The organism is Cupriavidus basilensis OR16 (assembly GCF_000243095.1).
Taxonomy (GTDB): Bacteria; Pseudomonadota; Gammaproteobacteria; order Burkholderiales; family Burkholderiaceae; genus Cupriavidus; species Cupriavidus basilensis_D.
Map to the genome: position 1 here is coordinate 1 of NZ_AHJE01000002.1, position 23245 is coordinate 23245.

The following is a 23245-nucleotide window of genomic DNA, read 5'->3' on the forward strand; positions in this document are numbered from 1 at the left end:
CTTGGGAGGAAGGAAGGGATGAGCGCAAGAGGTCTTGAGGCACCGCTGGCTACGTTGGCGTGCTTGCTGTCGGGATGGGTCACGGCGCAGACCGCTCCCCAGACAACGATCGAACTTGAGGCCCAGGTGGTTACTGCGCAGAAATTCGAGCAGAACATTCTGGATGTACCAGCGACTGTCGAAGCGGTCAGCGCCGAGGAGTTGGCCCTGCACCAGATCGACAGCCTGGAGGGCTTGGACAAGCTGATCAATGGCCTGAGCATATCTAGCTATACCGGAGGCCAGCCACGCATCTTCCTGCGCGGCATGGGTGATGCCTTCGATCTCAAGAACAAGCGTGTCGCCGTGTACATCGACGGCGTGCCGCAGCTGGACTCCGTGCTGCAGGATCCGCTACTGCTGAACAACGTTGAACGCGTCGAAGTGCTCAAGGGGCCGCAGGGCACCCTGTACGGCCGCAATGCCGCGGCCGGGGTGATCAACATCATTACCAAGCGGCCGCAAGGCAACGAAGTAAGCGGCTTTGCCGGGGCCGGCAACCACAACGAGAGGCGTGGCGGCATTTCGCTGGCGACCGGCCTGGCCGATAACGCTGTCATGCTCGGCCTCAATGCCAGCTGGATAAAGCGAGACGGCATTCTGACCAACGTCGCAACAGGGTCGCATGGAAAACTCGATGCGCAGGAGCGACGCAACATCAATCTGAAGGCCGACATTTTTCCAACCGACCTGACCTCGCTCTCGCTCACCCTGAGTCACTTCGAGGACGACAGCGCTCCCTATCTGCAGACCTTCATCGATCCGAAGACCCTGCGACCGATTCGTCGGGAAAGACTGGGCATGGGCTTCACGCCAGTCGGTTTCTACCAGGTGGATCGGGACACCGAGGGCTACACCAAGACGCGCGGCGACGGAGCAACATTCAAGGTGAGCCACGAGTTCGACCTGTTTCGGCTCAACGCGATCACCGGCTACCAGAAGGACAAGCTGCGTACCGTCAGCGATGCCGACTACAGCGGCAATCCCTTCTTCAAGTGGGACTTCGATCCGTACACCAACGACCACAGCCAGTTGAGCCAGGAGGTTCAACTGGTGGGCGACAGCGGCCGCCTGCGCTGGCAAACCGGGGTATTCGCCTACGGCGACCAGACAGATAACGGCAACGTGTTCAAGACCCGATACGGCAATGTTCTCAGCAAGTCGGAGTACCGGACATCCGGCGCTGCCTGGTACGGACAGATGGACTACGCGTTCGCGCAGAACTGGACCGCGACTGTGGGCAGCCGATTCCAACGTGACCGACAACGCCTGCGCGATGTACAGAATCGCGGCCAAGAGCAATCGAGCGCGAACGCCTCCGGGACCTACAAACTCGCCTTGGCCTACGCGTTCATGCCCAGTAATACAGCGTTCCTAAGCTATAGCACCGGCTACACACCGGGCGGCGTCAATACTAATCCGCAAATGATCGGTGGCCTGCCTGTCGGCCCCTACCTGAGCTATACACCAGAGAAGACTGGCAATATCGAGTTCGGGCTCAAAGGGCGCCTCGCCGAGCATCGCTTGAACTACACGCTTTCGCTCTACCACACATTGCTGCGCAACCAGCAGGTGCTGGACATGACCGACACCCAGGTCAAGAACATCGGCGAGACGCGCTACCAGGGCGTCGAACTGGCCACCGCTTACCAGTTCGCCGGCCCATGGAGCTTGCACGCCAGCTATGCGCTCAACACGACGCGGATCCAGAAGAGCAATGCCCCGGCGGCTGTGGGCAAGTCGGTTCCGTTCGTGCCGCGCGACACCGGTCGCATCGGGGTGCAGTACCGGGAGCGAATCGCCGGCGCCGACACGACGCTGCGCCTGGACATGAACCACGTCGGCCGGATCGAGGCCGACAACATCAACAGTTTCGGGCAGGCGAGCTATCAGACGTTCAGCTTGAGCGGCAAGGCTGACTTCAAGCATTGGTGGCTCGCCCTGAACATCAACAACCTGCTCGACAAGCAGTACTACAGCAATGTGATCGCCAATTCGCCGTTCGCGGGTACGCATACGGCCTTGTACGGAGAGCGGCGCACGATTCTGCTGACGGTCGGCGGTGCGTTCTGATGGCGCAGACCATGATCGACTTCTCCGCCCTGCCACGTAGCGGTGGCATCGCCACCAGCCTTGCCTTGGTACGTTCGTGGCCATGGCATCTGGCCCTTGCGTGCCTGGGCACGGCCATTTCCGGCCTGCTGAGTCTGCTGCCGTATCTGGTTGCCTGGCTCCTGCTGGCACAGATGCTCGGTTCCTCGGCCTCCGCACAGTGGTTCGCGTGGCTGATCCCCGCGCTTGTGGCGGGCTGGGCGCTGCGGCACGCACTGGCCTGCATGAGCAAGATCATCGCGCACCGCCTGGCCTTCACCGCCATCGCGCAGCTCAAGCAGTGCCTGTTCGACAAGCTCGAACGGGTGCGACTGTCGCACTTCGATCAGGCGCCAGCGGTGCAACAGAGCCAGCTCATCGGCCAGCAGGCCGATGAGCTGGAAGACGCGGTGGCCCACCTGCTTCCAGAGCTGACGGCGGCGACGCTCGTGCCGGCAGCGCTCGCCTGCCTGCTGCTTGGGCTCGATTGGCGCATGGGGATTGCATGCCTGTTGCCTTACTTCCTGGCGATCGCGTGCAGCCTTTACTCGATGTCGGTCGGCAAAGTCGCTGGACAACGCATGATGCAGGCATGGGGTGCGCTGGTGCAGAACCTTCATACGCTCCTGCAGCACCAACTGCTCCTGCGCACCTACAACCAGGCCGATACGGCGCAACGCCGTATCGACAATGCGCTGGAAATCTTCGAGGCACAATCGACGGCAGCGGTTCGTCAACCGCTTGGCCTGGCCGTGCTGTTCATGGTGCTGGGCACCAGCCCGCTCTCCAGCGTACTACTGGTCGGTGGCGCGCTGTATGCGAGGGACGCCCTGAGCCTGCCAACGCTGGCGTTCTTCTGCATCGTTTCTGTCGGTTTGGGCACGCTGTACAGCGATGTCTTCAGCTTCTTCCTTCGCCTGGGCAAGCTCAAGGCCATCTGGAAACGCGTGTTCGGCCTGCTCGACGGCGACGAACCGGCCTGGGGCACGCTCGGCCTGGTCAAGACACCGTCGGGGATCGAACTGCGCCAGGTCTGCAAGCAGCACGGCGAACGAAGCATCCTGACCGACATCACCCTGACGGTCAACCCGGGTCAGTCTCTGGCTCTGGTGGGCCACAGTGGCGCGGGAAAGACCACGCTGGCCAGACTCCTGCTGCGCTTCGACGATCCTGACTCCGGGAAGATTCTACTGGGCGGTCTGCCGCTTGCGGCCTACACCGAAACAGCACTCCGGCAGGCGGTCGTCTTCGTCAGTCAGCAGACCGAACTGTTCGCCGTCAGCGTAGCCGACAACATCCGCTTGGGGCGGCCCAACACGGACCTTGCCGCGGTCGAAGCGGTTGCTCGCCTGACCCTCTGCCATGAGTTCATCAGCGCCCTCCCCCAAGGCTATGAGACCGTCCTGGCGCCGGATGGCCGCGATCTGTCCGGCGGGCAACGCCAACGCCTGGCGCTGGCCCGCGCGCTGATGCTCGATGCGCCTGTGCTTGTGCTGGACGAAGCGCTGGCATTCAGTGACATCGAGAACGAAGTGAAGATTCAGCAGGCGATCACCCGGCTGGCCCGAGGACGGACCTTGATCGTCATCGCCCATCGACTGCCAACCGTTCGTACGCTGGACACTATTGCCGTGATGGCGCAGGGACACATCGTGGAGAAGGGCCGTCACGAGAACCTGATCGAAGCTGGAGGGACATACGCGATGCTCTGGCGGCAGATCGAACAAGCCCCCCGGAATCTGGAGCCGTCCCCATGAAGAAATGGTTCTTTCGATTGCTCGATGACTGCGCAATGCGCCCCCGGTTCTCCTGCTATATGCAACTCACTTGGTTCGACGTTCTACTCACCGCGCTGCCCCCTCTGGCCGCCGCCGAGTTCATCCGGGCGGCCTACCTGGCGAGCGGCTGGCCACAGGCCGGTCCGCTGTACATGGGAGTCGCCCTGCTGGCACCGTTCATTCGTCTGGGTGTGCAATGGCGAGCCCGGATGCTGGGCACCCAGGCGGTCTTCGGGGCCATCACGCTCTATCGCCGGCAACTGGTGCGGCGACTGTTGGCAGCGCCGCTGTGGCAGCTTCGCCGATGGCCGGAAAGCCAGATGCTCGATCGTCTGACCAGCGACGTCCGTCTGTTGCAGGAAGGCGTCTTCATTGTATTGGTGAGGCTCCAGGCCAATCTGTTGCTGGCCGCCATCTTGCTGCTGTACGTCGGCTACTTCCGGCCGCTCCTGCTCGGCGGCTTCCTACTCGTGTTGCTGCTGTGCGCTGTCTTGGCGTGGCGCCTGCTGTCGGCGCTTGAGAAGCGCGTCGATGTGCTCACCGGATGCAACGACGCGGTACAGGAAGCCTTAGCAGCCACGCTGGGAGGCATTCGCACGCTCCGCCTGTTCCGGGCGACGCGCCTTCCCGGCCTACAGCTCGATGCACTTCTGCGCCACCAGCAGGAAGCCCAGCAGCGCAGCGTGCCTGCCTTCGCCGTACGGGATCAGACGGTCAATGGCCTGCTCGAGCTGTGCCTGGTGGCGGCCCTGCTGCTAGCCTGGCGCTCGCAGGCCGACGCCAGCCTCGTGGCGGCGCTGCTGGTACTCCCGCTGGCCCATCACAACCTCTACTGCGCCTGGCAGGAATGGGCGCAGCTCAAGTGGACGCGGAAGGCGTGGCAGCGCATCCGGCCGATAGCGGACTTGCCCGGACAAACACAGGGCGACGGGCGCCGCCCACCGCCGGAGCATGCGGCAGTGACGCTAGACAACGTCAGCTTTGCCTACGCGCATCAGCCCGTCTTGAAGGCCGTCAGCGCCAAGTTCGCGACCGGTTCCCACAACGTGATCGTGGGCCGCAATGGCGCTGGCAAATCCACGCTGCTCATGGTGCTTGCCCGGCTCTACGACCACGATAGCGGGCAACTCCAGCTGGATGGCATCACAAGCCAGCAAATCCCACTGGAGGCCTGGCGCAGTCGCGTGGCGATGGTGCTCCAAGAGACCGCGTTGCTGCCGGGCACGCTGCGAGAAAACCTGTTGCTGGGCAAACACGACGCCAACGATGAGCAAATGCATGGGGCATTGGGGCTGGCTTGCTGCGATGACTTCGTCAGCCAATGGCCGAACGGCCTCGACACGGTCCTGGGCGAAGGCGGAACGCCGGTCTCCGGCGGCGAGCGGCAGCGCATCGCCATCGCGCGGGCGGTGCTCAAGGACGCGCCCATCGTGCTGTTGGACGAGGTCACCTCTGGCCTGGATAGCGCCAGCGCTGAACAGGTTCAGCACGCGATCCGCGCGTTGGCGAACCGCCGCACCGTCATCCAGGTCACGCACTCCTTGCAGCAAGCGGTGCACGCGGACCAGGTACTGGTACTGGACGATGGCGAAATCATTGAAACGGGGGACCACACCAGACTGTTGCAGGCGCGCGGAACCTACGCCGCGCTCTGGGAGCTGTTCCAGCAAAGCCTGAACTGGAGAGTCGCCCGCTAAGACGGGATTGCCTGAACGGAACGAGCGCTTCGAGCAGGGGCCGCCTCCCAGGAGGAGCAATGCCGAGCCTGGTTGCGTAGCGGCATCAAGAGGACGAGCGATGGGAACCAAGCAATGAAGACAATACAGGAAGTGACTCAACAGCACGCGGCGCAGCATGGCAAGCTGGTCATCTACCGGGAACTCGACAGTCGTGGCCAGGAGATTGGCCAGATCACCTTTGCTGAACTCCACCAGCGCGCCATGGCGGTGGCGCAGTATCTGCTGGCACAGCCGGACCCCGCGCCGTCGGTGCTCTTACTGTTTCCTCCGGGCATTGATTTCATGGTTGCCTTCGTTGGCACCATCATGGCCGGCAAGATTGCCGTGCCTACCGCCCGACCGGGAGCCGTAGGGCTCAAGCGAGCGCTCCCTCGTCTGCAGCGTATCGCCGCGGACTGCGCCGCACGCGCCATTCTGGCGGATGCCGGATTCGTGGATGACATGCGCGAGCATGGGAGGGGGCGTTGGCTCACTGAGCATCAATTGCTGCCGTGGCCAATCCCCACAGTGGACGCCTCGATCCCACTTCCTCCGCCCCAGCTCGATGCTGTCGCCTACCTGCAGTACAGCTCCGGTTCTACTGGAGCGCCCAAGGGGGTCATGATCACTCATCGCAACATTGCCGCTAACACCGCGGCAATCGAACGGCGGATGGGATGCCCTGGCCGCGTGGTGTCCGTTGAATGGATGCCGCATTTCCATGACTACTCGTTGGTCAATGGCCTGCTACTGGCGCTCTACGCCGGGGCTGAGCATGTGATCCTTCCGTCGATGACGCTTCTGCGCGCACCGCAGGTATGGCTGCAGACAGTGTCGACCTATCGCGCATGGCGCAGTGGCGGGCCGAATTTCGCCTACCAGCAATGCGTCGACCGGATCGCCGATGCCGATATCGTGGGACTGGATCTATCGCATTGGAAATGGGTTCACTGTGGTGCTGAGCCGATCAAGGCCGCCACGGTCGAGGCATTTCTGCGTCGATTCGCTCCGGCGGGCCTTTCCCCGGACGCGTTCCACCCTGGGTATGGCATGGCCGAGGCAACTCTGTTTGTTACCAGCACTTGCCTTGGTGATGCCTGGCGCGCCTCGCCGGTGAGGCCGAGTGACCGCCAATCATTGACGGTTTCTTGCGGAGTGCCTGCGGCGGGACTTGCCCTCCGGATTGTCGACCCGCAAGCCCAACGGGTCCTGCCAGAAGGCCAGGTTGGGGAAATCTGGTTATCCACGGACAACCCGAGCGTGTCACCCGGCTACTGGCAGGCGGAGGCGCTCAACCGTGAGGTCTTCCAGGCGCGGCTGGAAGGGACATCCGGCGAGTACCTGCGCACCGGTGACCTCGGATATCTGTGTGCAGGCGAGTTGACCATCAGCGGGCGCTTGAAGGACCTCATGATCTTCCAGGGGCGCAACATAGTGCCCACCGATATCGAATGGTTGGCCCAGTCGGAATGCCAGTGGCTGCGCACGGATGGCGGTGCGGCCTTCGCGATGGATGACGCATTGTCGACACGACTGGTGCTGGTGCAGGAAGCGGACAAGCGTTGCCCCGAGAATTGTCTGCCTGGCTATGCACACGCCATTCAGCAGACCCTCGCCCTGCACCTTGGCCTGACCCTGGATGAAATTGTGTTCATCCGCACGGGAAGCCTGCCGAAAACATCCAGCGGAAAGATCCAGCGAAGGGAATGTCGAGAGCTCTTCACGCAAGGGACGCTGCCAGTCCTGTTTCGTTACCAACGCGATGGCCACGGCAAAACTCCAAGTACCCCACCTTACGACACACCGCTTGATGCACTGCGCGAGCTTTTGGCAGCCCAGCTTGGTTGTGGACTGGAACAGGTCGACGTTGCCCGCAGCCTGTTTGACTTCGGGATGGATTCACCAGCCCTCGTGCTGTTCCACGAGCGAATCCATCGACAGCACCCGGAATGGGCCCTCGACGTCACCGACCTCTTTCAATGCGCATCCCTCACGAACCTCGCCGACCTTGTCGGCGGCGGCCAGACCCTGGGCGAAGACACGTGCGATGGGCAGCGCGCCAGGCGGACTCAACAGCGCAATCGCCGCCGCATGAGCGACGGGCTCGACAACTGACTGGAGCAGCTATGGACGATACCCGGGATCTACTGAAACAACACCCCGACGCAATCGCGATTGTCGGTATGTCCGGACGCTTCTCTGGCGCAGCGGACCTTACGGCATTCTGGGACAACCTGTGCGCTGGACAGGAAGGCCGCCAGGTATACAGCCGCGACACCCTGCTGGCCAATGGCGTTGCCCCGGTCGTGCTTGACGACCCAGCTTACGTGAAGGCGGGCATGCCGATGGCTGACATCGACTGCTTCGACGCCGAGTTCTTTACGATCAGCGCCAAGCAGGCGACTTGGATGGACCCGCAGATCCGCCTGTTTCTTGAAGTCTGCTGGCATGCGATGGAAGATGCCGGCTATGACGTGACGCGGCTTGGCAAGAAGCTGAGAAGCCACAACCTCGCGCAGTGGCTGGAGGTCCTTACCGGAAACGACAAGGACTACCTGAGCACCTGGGTAGCCTACAAACTAGGGTTGCGCGGCCCCAGCTTGAACATTCAGACCGCATGCTCGACGTCGTTGGTGAGCGTCGCCACGGCCTGCCACAACCTGCTGGCCTATCAATGCGACATGGCGCTGGCGGGTGCCGCCGCGTTGACCCTTCCGCACGGCCAAGGCTATCTCTATCAAGCCAACACCATCCTGTCGCCGGATGGACACTGCCGCCCCTTCGATGCCGACGCGGCCGGCACAGTGATGGGCAATGGTGTGGCCGCAGTGGTGTTGAAGCGATTCGAGGACGCCATCCGCGACGGCGACCACATCGATGCGCTCATTCTGAGCGCTGCCGTCAACAACGACGCGCAACGCAAGATGGACTTCATGGCGCCCGGGATTGAAGGCCAGGCAGAGGTGATCCGCATGGCGCATCGTCTTGCCGAAGTCACCCCGGAAAGCATCGATTACGTCGAGGCGCATGGTACCGGTACCCGCCTGGGCGATCCCATCGAGTTTCGGGCACTGCAACTGGCGTTCGGCGCGGGTCAGCACCGCGCCCGCCCGTGCGCCATCGGAGCCGTCAAAGGCAACCTCGGGCATCTCAATACCGCCGCCGGGATGGCTGGGCTGATCAAGACGGTCCTCGCGCTGCGACATGAGATGCTGCCACCGACCTTGCACTACCGCAGTCCTAATCCCCAACTGGCCCTGGACGACGGCCAGTTCTTCGTCAATGATCAGTTGCGCCCCTGGCTGCGCGAGTCGGGACGCGCGCGCCGCGCTGGGGTTAGCGCCTTTGGTTTTGGTGGTACCAACGCGCACCTGGTGCTGCAGGAGGCGCCCGCGGTGGGCAGGACGGACGACCGCGCAACGCCGCAACTGTTTACCCTCAGCGCCCGCGATCCGGCAGCCTTGGAACGCTATCGGCAGCAAACCATCGATTGGTTGGCAGACCGGGGGTGCACCGCCAACCTGGATCAACTCAGCTACACCGCGGCCAAGGGACGCAAGGTGTTTCCCTACCGGCTCGCCGTGGTCGCGCAGACCACCGGTGAGCTCGCTGCCGCCTTATCGAAGGCGTCCGCAACGCAGGCTAGGTCAGGTGGCAAGACGGCTTGGGTCTTCACGGGACAGGGGGCGCAGTACGAGGGCATGGCACAGGGTCTCTACGATCACGATCCAGCCTTCCGCGAAGCGGTCGATCACTGCTGCCGCGCCATCCCCGAGCGCGAGATGCTACCCATCGCCGGATGGCTGTCGGGCAATCTGCCGATGGCAGAGGCTTTGACGCGTGCCTCCAGCCTGCAACCGCTCCTGTTCACCGTCCAGTACGCGTTGGCCGCGGCATGGCGTCGGGCCGGCGGCAAACCGGACGTCCTTCTCGGCCACAGTCTGGGCGAATATGTAGCCGCTTGCCTGGCTGATGTGATGTCGCTGGAGACGGCAATGGCCATGGTTTGCCTGCGTGGACGCCTGCTAGACAGCCTACCCGCCGGCGGCGGCATGCTCGCCGTGCAAGCGCCCGCAGCGACCGTCCGCACCTACCTGAGCGATGGCTTTGCGCTGGAAGTCGCTGCGGACAACGGGCCACAGCAGGTCGTGGTGTCCGGCGAGGTCGAAGAACTTTCCAGGCTGAAGCAAGCCTTGGCCAAGGCACAGGTCGAATCCGTTGCATTACCTGTAACGCATGCCTTCCACTCGCGCCTAATGGACCCCATCCTGGACGCATTCGAATCGGGCCTGAGCCACTTCAGCTACCGCCCACCGGCCATCCCGCTGCTGAGCAATCTGAACGGACGGCCGCTAGAGCGTGCACCGGATGCGCGCTATTGGCGCGACCACCTGCGTCAGTCCGTGCAGTTCTGCGCCATGACGGAGCAGTTGCCGAGCCTGGGAGTCGGCCACGCGTTGGAGATCGGCCCGAAGCCATTGCTCAGCGGTCTCGTCGGTCGAGTGCTCGCGCGCGGATGCGTCCCTGGGCTGGTGGAAGCCGAGTCGGGCCACACGGCATGGCTGCGCCAGGTCGGTCATGCGTTCTGCACCGGTATGCTGGCCGACACCGGGGGGTTGTTTGCGCAGGGACAACGCCTTGCTTTCCCAGGCTATCCGTTTTCGCGATCGCGCTTCTGGGCTGTCCAGGAGACCGGTCAAGCAGAGCGACTTCTTCATGCTCGGCGGCAACTCCTTGGCCGCCATTCAGATTCGCGCCGCTGTCCAGCGCGACCTCGCCATCGAACTGCCGATGGCGCAGATGATGAAAATGCGCACCTTGGGCGAAGTGGTCGATGCCATTGCCGCGGTACTGGAAGCCGAAGCGGAAAGCGAGGTGAAAGTATGAACGACGTTCTCTCGACCCAAGCACGGGCATTGCTCGAGCGGCGGCTTGCTGGACGGAAAAGCGACTCGGCAGCCACGCGTCACCCTGTACTGCGGCCTGATCAGCCCAACCGCTACGCGCCTTTCCCGCTGAACGACATGCAGCAGGCCTATTGGATCGGCCGGCAGGGCGATGACCAGACAGGCATGCACTACTACATGGAGCGGCGCACAGCGGACCTCGATTTTTCGCGATTCTGCCAGGCATGGGAGCGCATGGTTGCCCGCCACGACATGCTCCGCGTGGTGATCTCTGCGGCAGGCCTGCAACGCATACGTGAGCACGAGCCTGGCGCGGGCCTGCCGCAACGACACGATCTGCGGTACCTCTCAGCCCGCGAGCAGGAAGAAGCACTGTCCGTGATGCGTGAGGCGCTCGCCCATCACAAGGCCGATCTCACTCAGTGGCCTCACCATCAGTTGCATTGGTGCGACCTCGGTGACGGACAGGGGTGCCTGCTGATGAGCCTCGATATCTGGTGCATCGATGGCCAGAGCATACAAACGCTGATCAACGAACTGGCCTGCAGCTATGCCGACCCCGGTTGCGCACTGCCGGCCCTCTCGATGACCTTCCGCGACTACGTCTTGGCCAGCCAGGCCTTCGAGCAGGGGCCGGCCTATGCGCAGGCGCTGGACTACTGGCGGCAGCGCCTTGCGCACCTGCCCGCGGCGCCGTCCCTGCCACTCGCCAGTTCGACCGAGGTATCGTCGCCGCCGACGTTTGCACGCTGCGACATGACGTTGACGGAGTCGCAGACCCAAGCCATCCGAACGCTGGTGGCCGACCAGGGCTTGACGCTGGCGACGCTTCTGGCGGCCTGCTACGCAGAGGTGCTGGCGCGCTGGTCGGGCAGCCGGCATTTTGTCTTGAACATGCCGCGATTCAATCGCAAGCCGATTCACCCGGACATCTATTCAGTGCTGGGGGAGTTCGCGACGTTCACGCTGCTGGAGGTCACGCTGAACAACCGTCTCAGCTTCGGCGAGCGCGTGGCGGCCACGCAGGAGCAACTCTGGCTCGACATGGAGCACGACGCGGTATCCGGCGTTCGTGTGCTCCGCGAGCTCAACCAACACAATGGCGGCCGCAACCACGCGCCAGCACCGATAGTTTTCACATCCCTGCCAGAGATCGTCAGTGGCTCCGACAACCTGCGCAGCGAGGCGGCGGCCCTGGGCGAGCTGACATTCAGCCTGAGCCAGACGCCCCAGGTCTGGCTGGATTGCCAGTACTACCAGGTGGCAGGCCGCCTGCACCTGAACTGGGACTATCTGGCCGGTCGGTTCCCGGTTGGTATGGTCGAGGACATGTTCCGAGCTTTTTCCGACCTGGTTCAACGCCTGGCTGCGGCCAACGGCGCACTCCTATTGCGGGAAACCAGTGTGGTTGCCCTGCCAGTGGAACAGCTTACGCAGCGCCGGGCAGCCAATGCGACCGAGCGGACGTGGCCGCAGGTTTCTCTGGCCAAGCGCTTGCTGCTGGCCGCCACGCGCTGGTCAGACAATCTCGCCCTGGTGGCCGATGGGCAGTCGTTGAGCTACCGCCAGCTGTTCGAGCGCGCCGGTGCTCTTGCAGAGCTTCTGCGCCGTGAGCGCGGGCGCGTCGCCATTCGGCTTGGCAAGGGCGTCGATCAGATCATCGCCACCGTTGCCTGCCTGCTCGCCCGGCGCTGCTACGTGCCGCTCGACATCGAACTACCGGCGCAACGACAGTGCGCGATAGCGGAGCGGGCGCGTGCCGAGCTGGTGTTGACCCATGACTGGTTGCCCGTTTGGGGCGGGATCGGCCGTGCACTGGCCGCCAGCCAGTGGCCATGCAGCCAAACCAAGCCGCCTGTGGATGACCGACCCTGGATCGGTGACGCCGAAATCTATCTGCTGTTCACCTCCGGCTCGACCGGGGAGCCCAAAGGCGTGCCGATCACCCAACGCGGGGTGATCAACCTGCTGGAGCACAATGCGAAGTGGCTCGGTTTGACGGCCAGCGACCGTGTCTTCGGCGTGTCGGCGCTCCATCACGACATGTCGGTGGCCGAGTTATTGCCCTGTCTGACCCAAGGGGCGGCACTGATCCTTCCCGGACACGCCGAGCGGCGCGATCCCGGGCGATGGCTCGCCTTGATGCAGGCGCACAGAGTCACCTATTGGAGCTCAGTGCCGGCGCTGGCGGAGATGTTGCTGGAGCGCGCCGACCAGCAGCAGGCAGTTCTGGATACGCTGCGGCAGGTAACGCTGGGCGGCGACTGGCTGCCCCCGAGCATCAGCCAACGATTCCGGTGCGTCGCACCGAATGCCACGGTCCATAGCATCGGCGGACCGACAGAAATCACGGTCTGGAACATCACCCATACGCTCCAGCCCAACGATGATCTGCGGGCGACCATTCCCTATGGGAAGCCAATTTCCAATAGCCGCCTCTACATTGTCGACGAAGACGGCGAAGACTGCCCGGTATGGGTATGCGGCGAGATGGTCTGCGCGGGTGACGGCGTCAGCCCCGGCTACCTGGAGCAGGACCCGAGTCGACCCAATGCATTCGGCCCTCTGGACGGGCGCGAGACGCACTGCTATCGCACGGGCGACCTCGGTCGCTACATGCCGGATGGCAGCATCGAGTTCGTCGGCCGGCGTGACAGCCAGGTAAAACTGCACGGTGTGCGCATCGAACTGGGCGAGATCGAGGGCGTACTGCAACGCCATCCCGCAGTGAACCGGGCGGTCGTCGAACTGCGCCACACCCCGCACGCACGGTTGGTCGCCTGGTTCGATGGCGAGGTGGACGCAGAGGTACTCAGGGCACATGCCAGCGCACACCTGCCTGCCCCCCTGGTCCCCAGTTCATGGCAGTGCTGCGACGTGTGGCCGATCAGCGCCAATGGCAAAGTGGATCGGCGCGCCTTGTCCGCCAGGCCGCTGCAAGCCGAGGCCCCATCAGCGACGCAATATCTGCAAGGATCGTTGGAGCAATGGCTGGCGGACTGCTGGGCACAGGTACTCCAGCAGACGGTAGTCTCCAGGGAAGCCAACTTCTTCCATCTGGGTGGCGATTCCCTCCTGGCCGCGCGCATGCTGGGGACCATCGAAGCGCAGAGCGGCGTACGTCTGCCTGTCCAGCAAATATTCGCCACGCCGACCTTGTCCCGGCTCGCCGAACAGATCGAGCACCAGTTGACGGCGCAGGGAAGATCCGCGAATGGCTGGAACCCCATCGCATCCGCCGGATTCCCGCCCCGCGACACCCAGGCCGCGCCGCTGTCCTGGTCTCAGCGCGGGCTCTGGCTGATCGAACAGCGACAGCCCGGCACCGCCGCCTACACCTTGCCGCTATTCTTCGCCTTGGACGGTCCGCTCGATGTAGCGAATCTCTGCAACGCCGTGAATGCGGTGCTGGCCGGGCACGAGATCCTGCGCAGCCGCTTCGGCTTCGACAGCGCAGAGCTACGACCCTACTTGCTACCAGACGCTGCACCTCCCCAGATACAGGTGACCACGTTATCGCCCGGTGAGGACATCTCGGCTTGGTTGGTCGGCCGGCGTCCTGATGCAGCAGACTGCGGAGGTCTACGCCGCGCTGTTGAAAGGCCAAGCCATAGAGCCGCCCGTGCTCCGATTCGGCGACTTTGCGAGTTGGCAACATGGGCAGGCGGATGACCCGGTAGCAAAAGCGTTCTGGGACCGTCAACTGGTGGAGCTGCCTGTGCTGTCGCTGGCCACCGACAGGCCACGCCCCGCGCAAATGGACTGGACCGGCAGCAGCGTGAACCTTGCCCTCGACGAGAAGCTGGTGACCCAATTGGAAACGTTGGCAACGCAGCACAATGCCACACTGTTCATGGTATTGCTGAGCACCTACCAACTGCTTCTTGGGCGCTATAGCCAGCAGGACGAAGTGGTTGTCGGGACCTATGTAGCGGGACGCGAGCACCCCGCCAGCCTGGATATGCTGGGCTGCTTCGTGAACAACGTGATCATGCGCACGCCCTGGGAACCGAAGCAGCCATTCGACGACTTCCTGCGGCAGAATCGCGAGAGGATCGTGACAGCGCTCGCCCACCAGCACTACCCGTTCGAGCGCCTCGTCGCTCAGGCCGGGACAGCACGCGACGACGGTCGCCATCCCCTGTATCAGGCGGGCTTCGCGATGCGGCCGAGGCATCGCTGGCCAACGCTGGCAGGGGGCCTTCGATTGCGGCAACTGCCGCCGCCACTGCATACCGCGCACATGGACCTCGACCTGTACGTGGCGCAGGATACGGGTGGTCTCTGGCTTGAGCTCAACTATCTGACCAGCCTGTTCGATGGCGACCGGATGCAACGGCTCCTGGAGCACTACCGTTGCCTGCTTGAAGCGATCGTCGCACGACCGCAGGAACGGCTCGTAGACCTTCGCTATTGGCCAGAACAATCGCTCATGCATTCGTCCGCACAGTCAGACGCCACGATTGACCTGCCTGAACGACTGCTTCGCGCCTTGCAACAGGGCGCAGATCGATGCGCGTTGTATGACGGAGGCCAACAAACTAGCTTCGCACAACTGCTTTCGCGTAGTCAGGGACTGGCTGCGGGACTACTTGCCCGCGGTGTCGCCCCCGGCGCGGTAGTCGGTGTCTACCTACCCCGCTCCTCTACGCAGATCTGCACCATGCTGGCCATTCTGTTTGTGGGTGCGGTCTATCTACCCCTGGACCCTGACTATCCGCCCGCGCGAATCGAAGCCATGCTGTCCCAGGCCCGGCCGGCACTCTTGGTCAGTGATGATGCGATCAAGGGAGGGTTGGCGCAGTCCTATGCCAGTGCCGCCATCGACTGGCGGCTTCTGGAGGCCCCTGCACCGACGCCCCCTCTGTGCTGCCAGCCGCTCCCGCAGGCGCCAATGTACTTGCTGTTCACGTCCGGCTCGACCGGTACGCCCAAGGGACTGTTCGGAAACTGGCTTACCGCACAGAGCAGGACGCGCTGGCTAGCGCAGACGTATCCGCTGCACGCCGACGATTGCTGCGCAATCCGCACGCCGCTGAACTTCGTCGATTCGCTGTGGGAAATCCTCGACCCCTTGCTCGCCTCCTGCTCCTGCGTGGTGCTACCCACCAGCCTGGTCATTGAGAGTCGACGGCTGCTGACGATGATGCTGGAGTACTCGGTAACTCGCATGGTGATTGTCCCCAGCTTGATTCGCACTTGGTTGCGCGACGCTCCGGAGCTGCTCGCCTCCTGGCAATCGCTGAACCTGCTGCTGAGTAGTGCGGAAGCGGCGAATACGGACGAGGTTGAGACGTTGTATCGGGCATTGCCGAACCTACGGTTCGTGAACTGCTACGGTAGTTCGGAGGTCGCGGATGTCACCGCCTACCAGTGGCCGCGACCGCCGTCGCGGGACGACCAGCGGGTGCTCGGCAAACCGATCGCAGGCAACCAGATCCATCTTCTGGACAAGTGGGGCCACGCCGTGCCTCCCGGAAACTGCGGGCACATTCACGTCGGCGGCGACCAAATATTCTCGGGGTATCTGCGGCTGGCACGACAGCAAGCAGTAGAACCGGGCAGCCCGCCGTTCGGCCCATTGTTCGCCATGGGAGACTGGGGCTATCAACGCGCAGACGGTAAACTCGTCTTCCAGGGGCGCCTCGACGACCTCGCGAAGATCCGCGGCAACCGAGTGGAACTCGCCGAAGTGAACCATCACCTGGCAGCGGCGATGGCCGGCGGACACGCCGTGGCGCTCGTTGCACCGGACCCGCATGGCGGGATGCAGCTGGTTGCTTGGCTTGAGGCGGCAATGGACTGCCATCCAACGCTGGCGGCGGAGGTTCGCGAGGCATTGTCTCGGCAGCTGCCGGCGTACATGGTGCCGACCCGGTTTGAAGTGATCCCACATTTGCCGCGCCTGCCCAACGGGAAAGTCGACCGTGGTTGCTTGCTAGGTAGCCTGACGTGGTCGCGGGAGGCACCCGCTTACACCTTGAACGACAGTCAGCAGCGCCTAGCCGAGATGATCGCCCCACTGATCGGGTGCGACGCCAGCAGTCTCGATCCGCGCCGCGGGCTCTACGAGATGGGGCTGAACTCCTTGTCCTTGGCAAGCCTCCACGCCAAGCTTCAGGCCGTCTATCCCTCAGCTGTCGAACTGAGTCTCACAGAGTTGTTCCAGTACAGCACCATCGACCAACTGGTGCGGCGCCTCGAGGGAGTGGTTGAGGAGGATAGCGTCCTCACGTCCGTCATCCCACGATCTGGGCGTGCAGAGCGATTCAGAATTCGCATTCGCGGCGACGAAACCAAGGATGAGCGAGCATGAGCTTGAATCATTTGACTTCATGGGCAGCCGACAGCGAGCGGGATTGGGCTGAGCAGATCGACGGACTGATCCGGCAGCACCGCCTAGAGAAGGCTCCGCCCGAAGGCCCGCTCTCCGACATCTGCAAGATACCGCAGATACCGCGTCAAGCCATGGCGCTGAACCCATATCTGGAGCGATTGCAACAGGATGGGCTGGCCGGCGCCGCGCGCATGCACCACGGTCGCTGTCTCGGCCATATGACCTCGCCCCTGCCCGGCTTCATGCCTCAGTTGGCGCGACTGGTCGCCTCGCTCAACCAGAACCTGATGAAGACTGAATCGTCCGGTCGACTGACCACGCTTGAGAAGCGAACGCTGCTCATGTTGCACAGGGCTGTCTTTGACCTCAAGGAGTGCGACTACGCCGCCATGGAAGCGGATAGCCAGAGCACGCCCGGGTTGGTCACCAGTGGCGGTACTGTGGCGAACGTGAGCGCAATGTGGTGCGCCCGCAAGCGCAGTCTGGATGGCCCTGACGGCTGGTGGCGCGAGATGCAGTGCCAAGGCTATCGCGGTGCCGTGGTCATCGGCTCGCAGTTGATGCACTACTCGTTCGAGAAAGCCATGGACCTGCTAGGGCTGGGAGCCAATAGTCTGCTCAAGGTCGACGTGGACCAGAACGGGGCGATGCGCCTGGACCTGCTCGACGAGGTCCTTTCAGCCTGCCACGCGCGCCGACGCAAAGTACTCGCCATCGTCGGAATCGCGGGCAGTACGGACTTCGGAAGCATCGATCCGCTGGAAGAGCTAGCGAAGCGTGCTCGCATGGAGAACGCGCACTTCCATGTCGACGCGGCATGGGGTGGCCCCCTCCTCTTCTCCGACAAGCACGCTGACCTGCTTTGCGGAATTGAGGCGGCCGACACCGTGACGCTGGATGCACACAAACAACTCCTGACGCCGGTAGGGTGCGGGGTGCTGCTGTATCGGGAATGCCATCTTTCGCGCACGCTCATGACAACGGCGCCCTATGCAGTCCGCCCAGGGTCGGCCGACGCAGGGCGTTTCACGTTGGAGGGATCACGGCCGGCCAACGTGATCTATCTGCATGCGGTCTTGCACCTGATCGGCCGACGAGGCTTCGCCCATTTGATCGAGCACAGCTTCGAGCGGGCCAGGGCCCTGGCCCGGCGCATCAGCGCTCGCAGGGAGCTCGAACTGTTACTGGAGCCAGTCAGCAACCTGGTCGTATTCCGCTATCTACCGGAGCATTGCCGGTCTGGAACCAGCAGTGCCTGCGAAACGGCAATCAATGAGTTGAATACGCGCTTGCACAAGGAGATGAGACGCTCCGGATGCGCGTTCCTATCTCGTACGGAGCGTGCGGTACCTGGGCGCCACGGCCCGCTCACGGTCATGCTGCGAGCGGTGATGTACAACCCCTTGTGCGAACTCGATGACGTCGAACCGTTACTCCAGGAGGTCATAACGACCGGCAAGAAAGTAGAAGCGCTCGGTCTTGCCAAGCCCCATGTCATGGAGCGTATCGATGGATGATGTCAGGATCGCCATTGCCCCGCGCAAACACTCCGCGATCAGGATGTACTGCCTGCCGTGCGCAGGCGGTAGCGCCGATGTGTATCGAGAATGGGACGCCTTGATGCCGGATTGGATCGCGGTGTGCCCCATCGAACTGCCTGGACGGGGCAGACGGTTTGGAGAACCGCTTTGTGCGGACGCTCGGTCCCTGGCGACGTCCCTGCTCGGGCAGATCCGGGCCGCGGGACCCGCTCCCTTCGTCCTGTTCGGACACAGCATGGGCGCGCTCTTAGCCCACGAGATCGCGCTGCAGATGCAAGCCAGCGGTCGCCTCGCCCAACTCGCGTTGCTGATCCTGTCGAGCCGGGAACCCCCGCACTGCCGCGCAGATGTTGACGAACTCAGGAGTACGTTACCCGCACCACAGTTCCTGGACCAAGTGCGGCGCTACGGAGGGCTGGCACCTGCTTTGGAGTCGAGTGCGGAGCTTCTGGAACTCTTCCTGCCCGTGTTTCGCAACGACTTCGCTCTGGTGGATCGCTACCGTTTCAAGGCCGCGAAACCACTGGCCTGCCCACTGCTTGCAGTATGCGGTGACATCGAACCGGATTTCACCCCACAGCAACTGCAGGCCTGGGAGGGTTACAGCAGCCGCTGGCTTGGCTCGCGTCGCTTTGCCGGCGGCCACTTCTATTTCAGCGACTCCTCTGTGCGTGCTCAGCTGCTTGACTGCGTTCGACTGACGGTCGCGGAGCACTGTACTGGCCGTTTGACCTGGTAAATACACGAGCATGCCATCGGCAATGGAAATCAACGTCTAGAAGGAGTTTGGATCATGATCAAAGTAGTCTGCGCAAAACTGCATGGCATTGCGGTGACCGGTGCGGAGCTCGACTACCACGGATCGATCACACTGGATCCGGATCAGTGTAAACGCGTGGGCATCCTGCCTTTGGAGTTTGTCGACATCTGGAACAAGTCCAGCGGTGCCCGCCTATCGACCTACGTCATCTATGGCGAGCCAGGCTCGCGTTGTTGCGTGTTGAACGGTGCGGCAGCAAGGACTTGCCAGAAAGGTGATCGTGTCATCATCTGCGCTTCGAGGTACATTCAGCAGGACACTGATCTGTACACGCTGAAGCCAAGAGTGCTGACCTTCGGCGCCGACAACGAAGTCACCGAAGTTCTACGTTACGACGTCCAGGAGTCAACCTCGAGACGTTTCGAGTTTTCCGTGCATTGCGAGGCTCGCACCAACGAAACCGGACGGCGCCTCGTCAACGTGGATTTCGCCGCGTTGGCCAAGGATCTCAAGGCCCGCGGGCTCAGCGACCTCGTCGTTGCCGACATGCTGGCGAAGCATATGGGCTATCCCAGTTGAGGGTACGACTGCCGCAAGGAGTGGTTCGAGCGGAAGAATCGGCTATCAGCACAGCTCCGAGTGAAGCATCAGGATGGAGCAACCTTGAGCAGCACCTGAATCTACCGCAAGAAATCCGTTTCAGCTGTTTGCCAATACAACCCCACCTTCTCGGAGCGACTGCCGCTGTGCGACTGCCGGCCAGCTTGCACAATGCCGTCGCGAAGCGGCAACGTGAGTTTCTTGCCGGTCGGGACTGTGCGCAAAAGGCATTGAGGCTTGCCGGATGCCCGGGCGTTGCGGTCTTGCCGATTGGCCTGGACAGACTGCCGGTATGGCCGACCGGTTGGGTTGGGAGCATCAGCCACTGCGCAACGATGGCATGTGCCATAGTTGCATCCAAGACCCGCTATAGGGCACTTGGCATCGACGTCGAGTGCATCATGTCCGAAGAACTGAGCACAGAGCTTGGGGAGTTTGTCGCAACAGAGGCCGAACTGGCGCATTTCGCCGGGCTTGGGAGGCCACTAGGCGTTACGTTGGTGTTCTCGGCCAAGGAAGCCCTGTTCAAGGCATTGTACCCGGAAGTCAGACGTGTTCTAGACTTCGACGCCGCACGTGTACGCGGTGTGGGGACGGATGAAATCGTGCTTCAGCTTGCTGTCGACTGGAACCGTTCATGGCATGCGGGAAGGCTCATAAGCGTACGCTTCGCCGTCAGCGGAACGGCTGTCCATACCGTTGTGTATTTTCGTGACGGTGTCGGCAAAATCTAATGCATGCTTGCCGGGCCTCTGAGACATTCAGCAGATCCCGTTGAGCAAGCACCCTGTGCTACATGTGATGCCAAGTAGCGCAGAGTGGTAGCCGGTTGCGATTGGCAATTCAGATTGGTCTGATCGAAGATTTTTCGTCCATCGCCGCGCTTGGTCACAAACTCGTCGGCATCATAAAGCGCTTTGACGCCATCCAGGTCGAGGTAAGTTTTGAACAACGGCATGACCGTCAGCACGTTGTATGGCTGCCAGCAACTCTCCCGCCGCCGCCGGATGATCTGCGCCTCTTCAGCACTCCTGCGGGCGCCAACCGCCCCTGCAACAGGGGGGTCCGGGCCGTTCGCGGCAGTTCCCACGTCTTGGAGCTGCGCCACGCTAAGTGCGAATCGTACTGCGCTGCACCTGCTGGGGCTGCGCGAAGGGCGTTTGTCGACCTTGAACGTCATTAGCAACCAGCAAAAGCGAACGTTTCCAAACATTCCAACAGCGTTTGAATGAACAGCCGCAGCGGGTGCCAACAACACGGCCACCAGACTCCGTCACGGTTTCCGACTCCCCGTACGCGCACGGGCCCTGCGGCGCGCCCCTGACCAAAGCAGCGCTAGCAGGCCATGCGATGACAAAATCCGATCGCCAGCCAGCATCTCCGATGGCAAGGCGTGCCAAGCAGTGTTCGGATTACGATGATGCTGCAGGTGAAGGTTGATGTGATATGGCCAGATGAATAGCCGCCCAAGCCATCCCACGTGCCACGCGTAGGTCCAGTGGTCCCAATCCGGCGTGACGTTCGGTCCGCCGCTGTGCTCCGCGAAGCTGCGTATCTTTTGCAGCAGGACACCGACGGTCCCGATCGCCAGGATGACGCCCACAGTTATCGCCGCGGCCAGCATCGGACCGGTCGGGCGGACGAATCGCCCACCGGCTTTTCGGTAAGCGCGCATCGTGCGCAGCGTGTTGAGCATCAATACGTCGCCGAGCAACTGCCTGACGAGCGATATCGTATCGAGCGGCCGGAAGCGCCACGGCTGGTTCCGATACAAAAAGCGGCGCTCGGGATCCTGTTCGGTGCCGACATGCCGATGATGCGCAAGATGCAAGGGGCGATAGAATTCGATTGGGACCGTACCAGGCACGCCAATCGCGACATTGATCAGAAAATCGTTGCAGCGCCGATGCCGGCTCAGATGGTAGTGCGCGGCATCGTGGTACAGGATGAAGAGCGCGTGCTGCCGCGTAGCAATGATGGCGAAGGCCACCGGATAAAGCCACCAGGTGCCGGCGGCAAGCGCTACGCGCAGCGTCACGACAATGCATAGCCATTCCACCAGGATCATTGCCGTCGTGCGCAAATCCACTCGCAAGCGCAGCAGGCCGGCCGTTGCCGCACCGGCCAGCACGCCCACCGCGGCGCCGCAGGCCACATCGTAGGACAGATGCTGCCCGGTGGTCAGGACGGCCACCATCAGCAAGGCACTCCATATCGCGAAGAGCCATGCGCTGCGCTCACGCAGGATGGCCAGCAGCACGCTAATCGCCACCGGCAACGCAACATGGCCGCTGGGCACCGCCGCCAGCGGCGAATCGATGCGATGCAGCCAGGCAAGCCAGCCTGAGTCGGCCACCGGCCGGACAATCGCAGTCGGCCAGAACAGGTGGCTGACGAGACAGGCAATGGCAGCGATTGCCCCAGCAAAAAAGGCCGACAGCAACCAGTCGCTCTTACGGCCAAGCCACACCAGTGCCGGCATCACCAGCAGATAGCTCAGATAGAGCGGTATGGTGGCCGGCAGGATCGGCGTCCATGTATCGAGCACGGAGGGCCGAACGATCCGCACCGGTCCCAAGGGGAAATGCGTAACGAAGAAATACAGCACCCCAGACACGAACAGGTAGGCCAGGAGCCATGTCATGGGTCTGGCCATGGACATCGTGCCGGCAGATTGGCGACTCGAAGACATCTTCATCGCGGCAAGATTCTGGTAATCGGACGGGTATCATAACAAGCTGTCCAGTCATGCAAAATTCACCCATGCGCCTTCACGCTACGCCCATTGAACGCGCCACCTTGAGCGCAGACCAGATCGATCGGATGTTCGCGCTCTACTCGGCGTCATATTGCGACGCCCACCGGGATATCTTCGATCAGGATCTCTCGGACAAGACACATTGCATCATCCTGCGCGATACCGAGGACGTGATTCAAGGATTCTCAACGCTGAAGCTCTACACCGCCACATGGGGCGGAACCTCGCAGCGGGTGATTTTCTCGGGCGACACGATCATCGATCCGGCGCACTGGGGTAGCCAGCAACTGGCCTTCGCGTGGATTCGCCTCGCAGGCCAGATCAGCCGGCACGCGCCCGGCGTACCACTCTACTGGCTCCTGATATGCAAGGGGCACCGTACTTACCGCTACCTGCGCGCGTTCGCGCATGACTACGCACCGCGCTGGGACGCCGCCACGGCGCCATCCATGCAGGCGTTGATAGATCATCTGGCGACCCAGCGGTTTGGCGCGGCGTATGGCGGCGACACCGGGGTTCTTTCGTTCGCCACGCCACAGGGGCGGCTCACCCCGGAGCTGGCGGAAGTGCCCGACGCCCATCGACGGCTGCCGGATGTCGCGTATTTCCTCGTGCGCAATCCGCACTATGCAAGCGGCGACGAGCTAGTCTGCCTGTGCGAACTGTCGTCGGCCAACTTGCGGCCGATGGCGCGCCGCTTGTTCTGCTCCACGTAG

14 protein-coding genes and 2 pseudogenes are annotated in these 23245 nt (G+C 62.7%); 14 read left to right on the top strand and 2 right to left on the bottom strand.

Going from position 1 to position 23245, the window contains the following annotated elements; all coding sequences use genetic code 11:
* The 13 genes and pseudogenes from OR16_RS00515 to OR16_RS45065 form a co-directional block, all read left to right on the top strand.
* On the top strand, positions 1–2112 hold a 2112-nt coding region (locus OR16_RS00515), incomplete at its 5' end, for a TonB-dependent receptor (protein ID WP_337459797.1).
* Between the two features lie 11 nt (positions 2113–2123).
* The gene (locus tag OR16_RS00520; RefSeq protein ID WP_237716866.1) at positions 2124–3887 is read left to right on the top strand and encodes an ABC transporter ATP-binding protein; all 1764 of its coding nucleotides are present in this window, start codon (positions 2124–2126) and stop codon (positions 3885–3887) included.
* On the top strand, positions 3884–5605 hold the full coding sequence (locus OR16_RS00525) for an ABC transporter ATP-binding protein (RefSeq protein ID WP_006156014.1): 1722 nt from the start codon (positions 3884–3886) through the stop codon (positions 5603–5605). Before OR16_RS00520 ends, OR16_RS00525 begins: the two co-directional genes overlap by 4 nt.
* A gap of 114 nt (positions 5606–5719) precedes the next feature.
* Complete coding sequence (locus OR16_RS00530) at positions 5720–7741, top strand: AMP-binding protein (protein WP_006156015.1); 2022 nt, start codon at positions 5720–5722, stop codon at positions 7739–7741.
* 11 nt (positions 7742–7752) lie between these two features.
* A pseudogene (locus tag OR16_RS47995) lies at positions 7753–10101 on the top strand (type I polyketide synthase); the annotation flags it as partial.
* A 241-nt stretch (positions 10102–10342) separates the two neighbouring features.
* Positions 10343–10513 carry an acyl carrier protein gene (locus OR16_RS48000; RefSeq protein ID WP_423739620.1) on the top strand — a complete coding sequence of 57 codons (171 nt, stop codon included), beginning with the start codon at positions 10343–10345 and terminating at the stop codon, positions 10511–10513.
* 137 nt (positions 10514–10650) lie between these two features.
* Positions 10651–13266, top strand: a pseudogene (locus OR16_RS48005) (non-ribosomal peptide synthetase); the annotation flags it as partial.
* Between the two features lie 171 nt (positions 13267–13437).
* The gene (locus tag OR16_RS48010) at positions 13438–14205 is read left to right on the top strand and encodes a phosphopantetheine-binding protein (RefSeq protein WP_423739621.1); all 768 of its coding nucleotides are present in this window, start codon (positions 13438–13440) and stop codon (positions 14203–14205) included.
* Positions 14096–16849 carry a non-ribosomal peptide synthetase gene (locus OR16_RS00545; protein WP_006156017.1) on the top strand — a complete coding sequence of 918 codons (2754 nt, stop codon included), beginning with the start codon at positions 14096–14098 and terminating at the stop codon, positions 16847–16849. Before OR16_RS48010 ends, OR16_RS00545 begins: the two co-directional genes overlap by 110 nt.
* On the top strand, positions 16846–18387 hold the full coding sequence (locus tag OR16_RS00550; RefSeq protein ID WP_006156018.1) for an aminotransferase class V-fold PLP-dependent enzyme: 1542 nt from the start codon (positions 16846–16848) through the stop codon (positions 18385–18387). Before OR16_RS00545 ends, OR16_RS00550 begins: the two co-directional genes overlap by 4 nt.
* A complete protein-coding gene (locus tag OR16_RS00555; RefSeq protein ID WP_006156020.1) occupies positions 18380–19150 on the top strand; it encodes a thioesterase II family protein in 771 nt (256 codons plus the stop codon). Before OR16_RS00550 ends, OR16_RS00555 begins: the two co-directional genes overlap by 8 nt.
* Positions 19151–19204: 54 nt before the next feature.
* Positions 19205–19750: an aspartate 1-decarboxylase gene (panD, locus tag OR16_RS00560; RefSeq protein ID WP_006156021.1), complete on the top strand. Its 546-nt coding sequence runs from the start codon at positions 19205–19207 to the stop codon at positions 19748–19750.
* A gap of 167 nt (positions 19751–19917) precedes the next feature.
* Positions 19918–20505, top strand: a complete 588-nt coding sequence (locus OR16_RS45065; protein ID WP_423739619.1) for a 4'-phosphopantetheinyl transferase family protein — start codon at positions 19918–19920, stop codon at positions 20503–20505.
* On the opposite strand, the gene OR16_RS43320 is transcribed toward OR16_RS45065, so the two are convergent.
* Positions 20502–20879, bottom strand: coding sequence for a hypothetical protein (locus OR16_RS43320; protein ID WP_141639810.1), 378 nt, complete (start codon positions 20877–20879; stop codon positions 20502–20504). The two genes, OR16_RS45065 and OR16_RS43320, sit on opposite strands and share 4 nt — an antisense overlap.
* A gap of 165 nt (positions 20880–21044) precedes the next feature.
* Complete coding sequence (locus tag OR16_RS00570) at positions 21045–22469, bottom strand: fatty acid desaturase (RefSeq protein WP_100227803.1); 1425 nt, start codon at positions 22467–22469, stop codon at positions 21045–21047.
* Positions 22470–22534: 65 nt separating this feature from the next.
* Between OR16_RS00570 and OR16_RS00575 the strand changes: the two genes are divergently transcribed.
* Complete coding sequence (locus OR16_RS00575) at positions 22535–23245, top strand: hypothetical protein (protein WP_006156024.1); 711 nt, start codon at positions 22535–22537, stop codon at positions 23243–23245.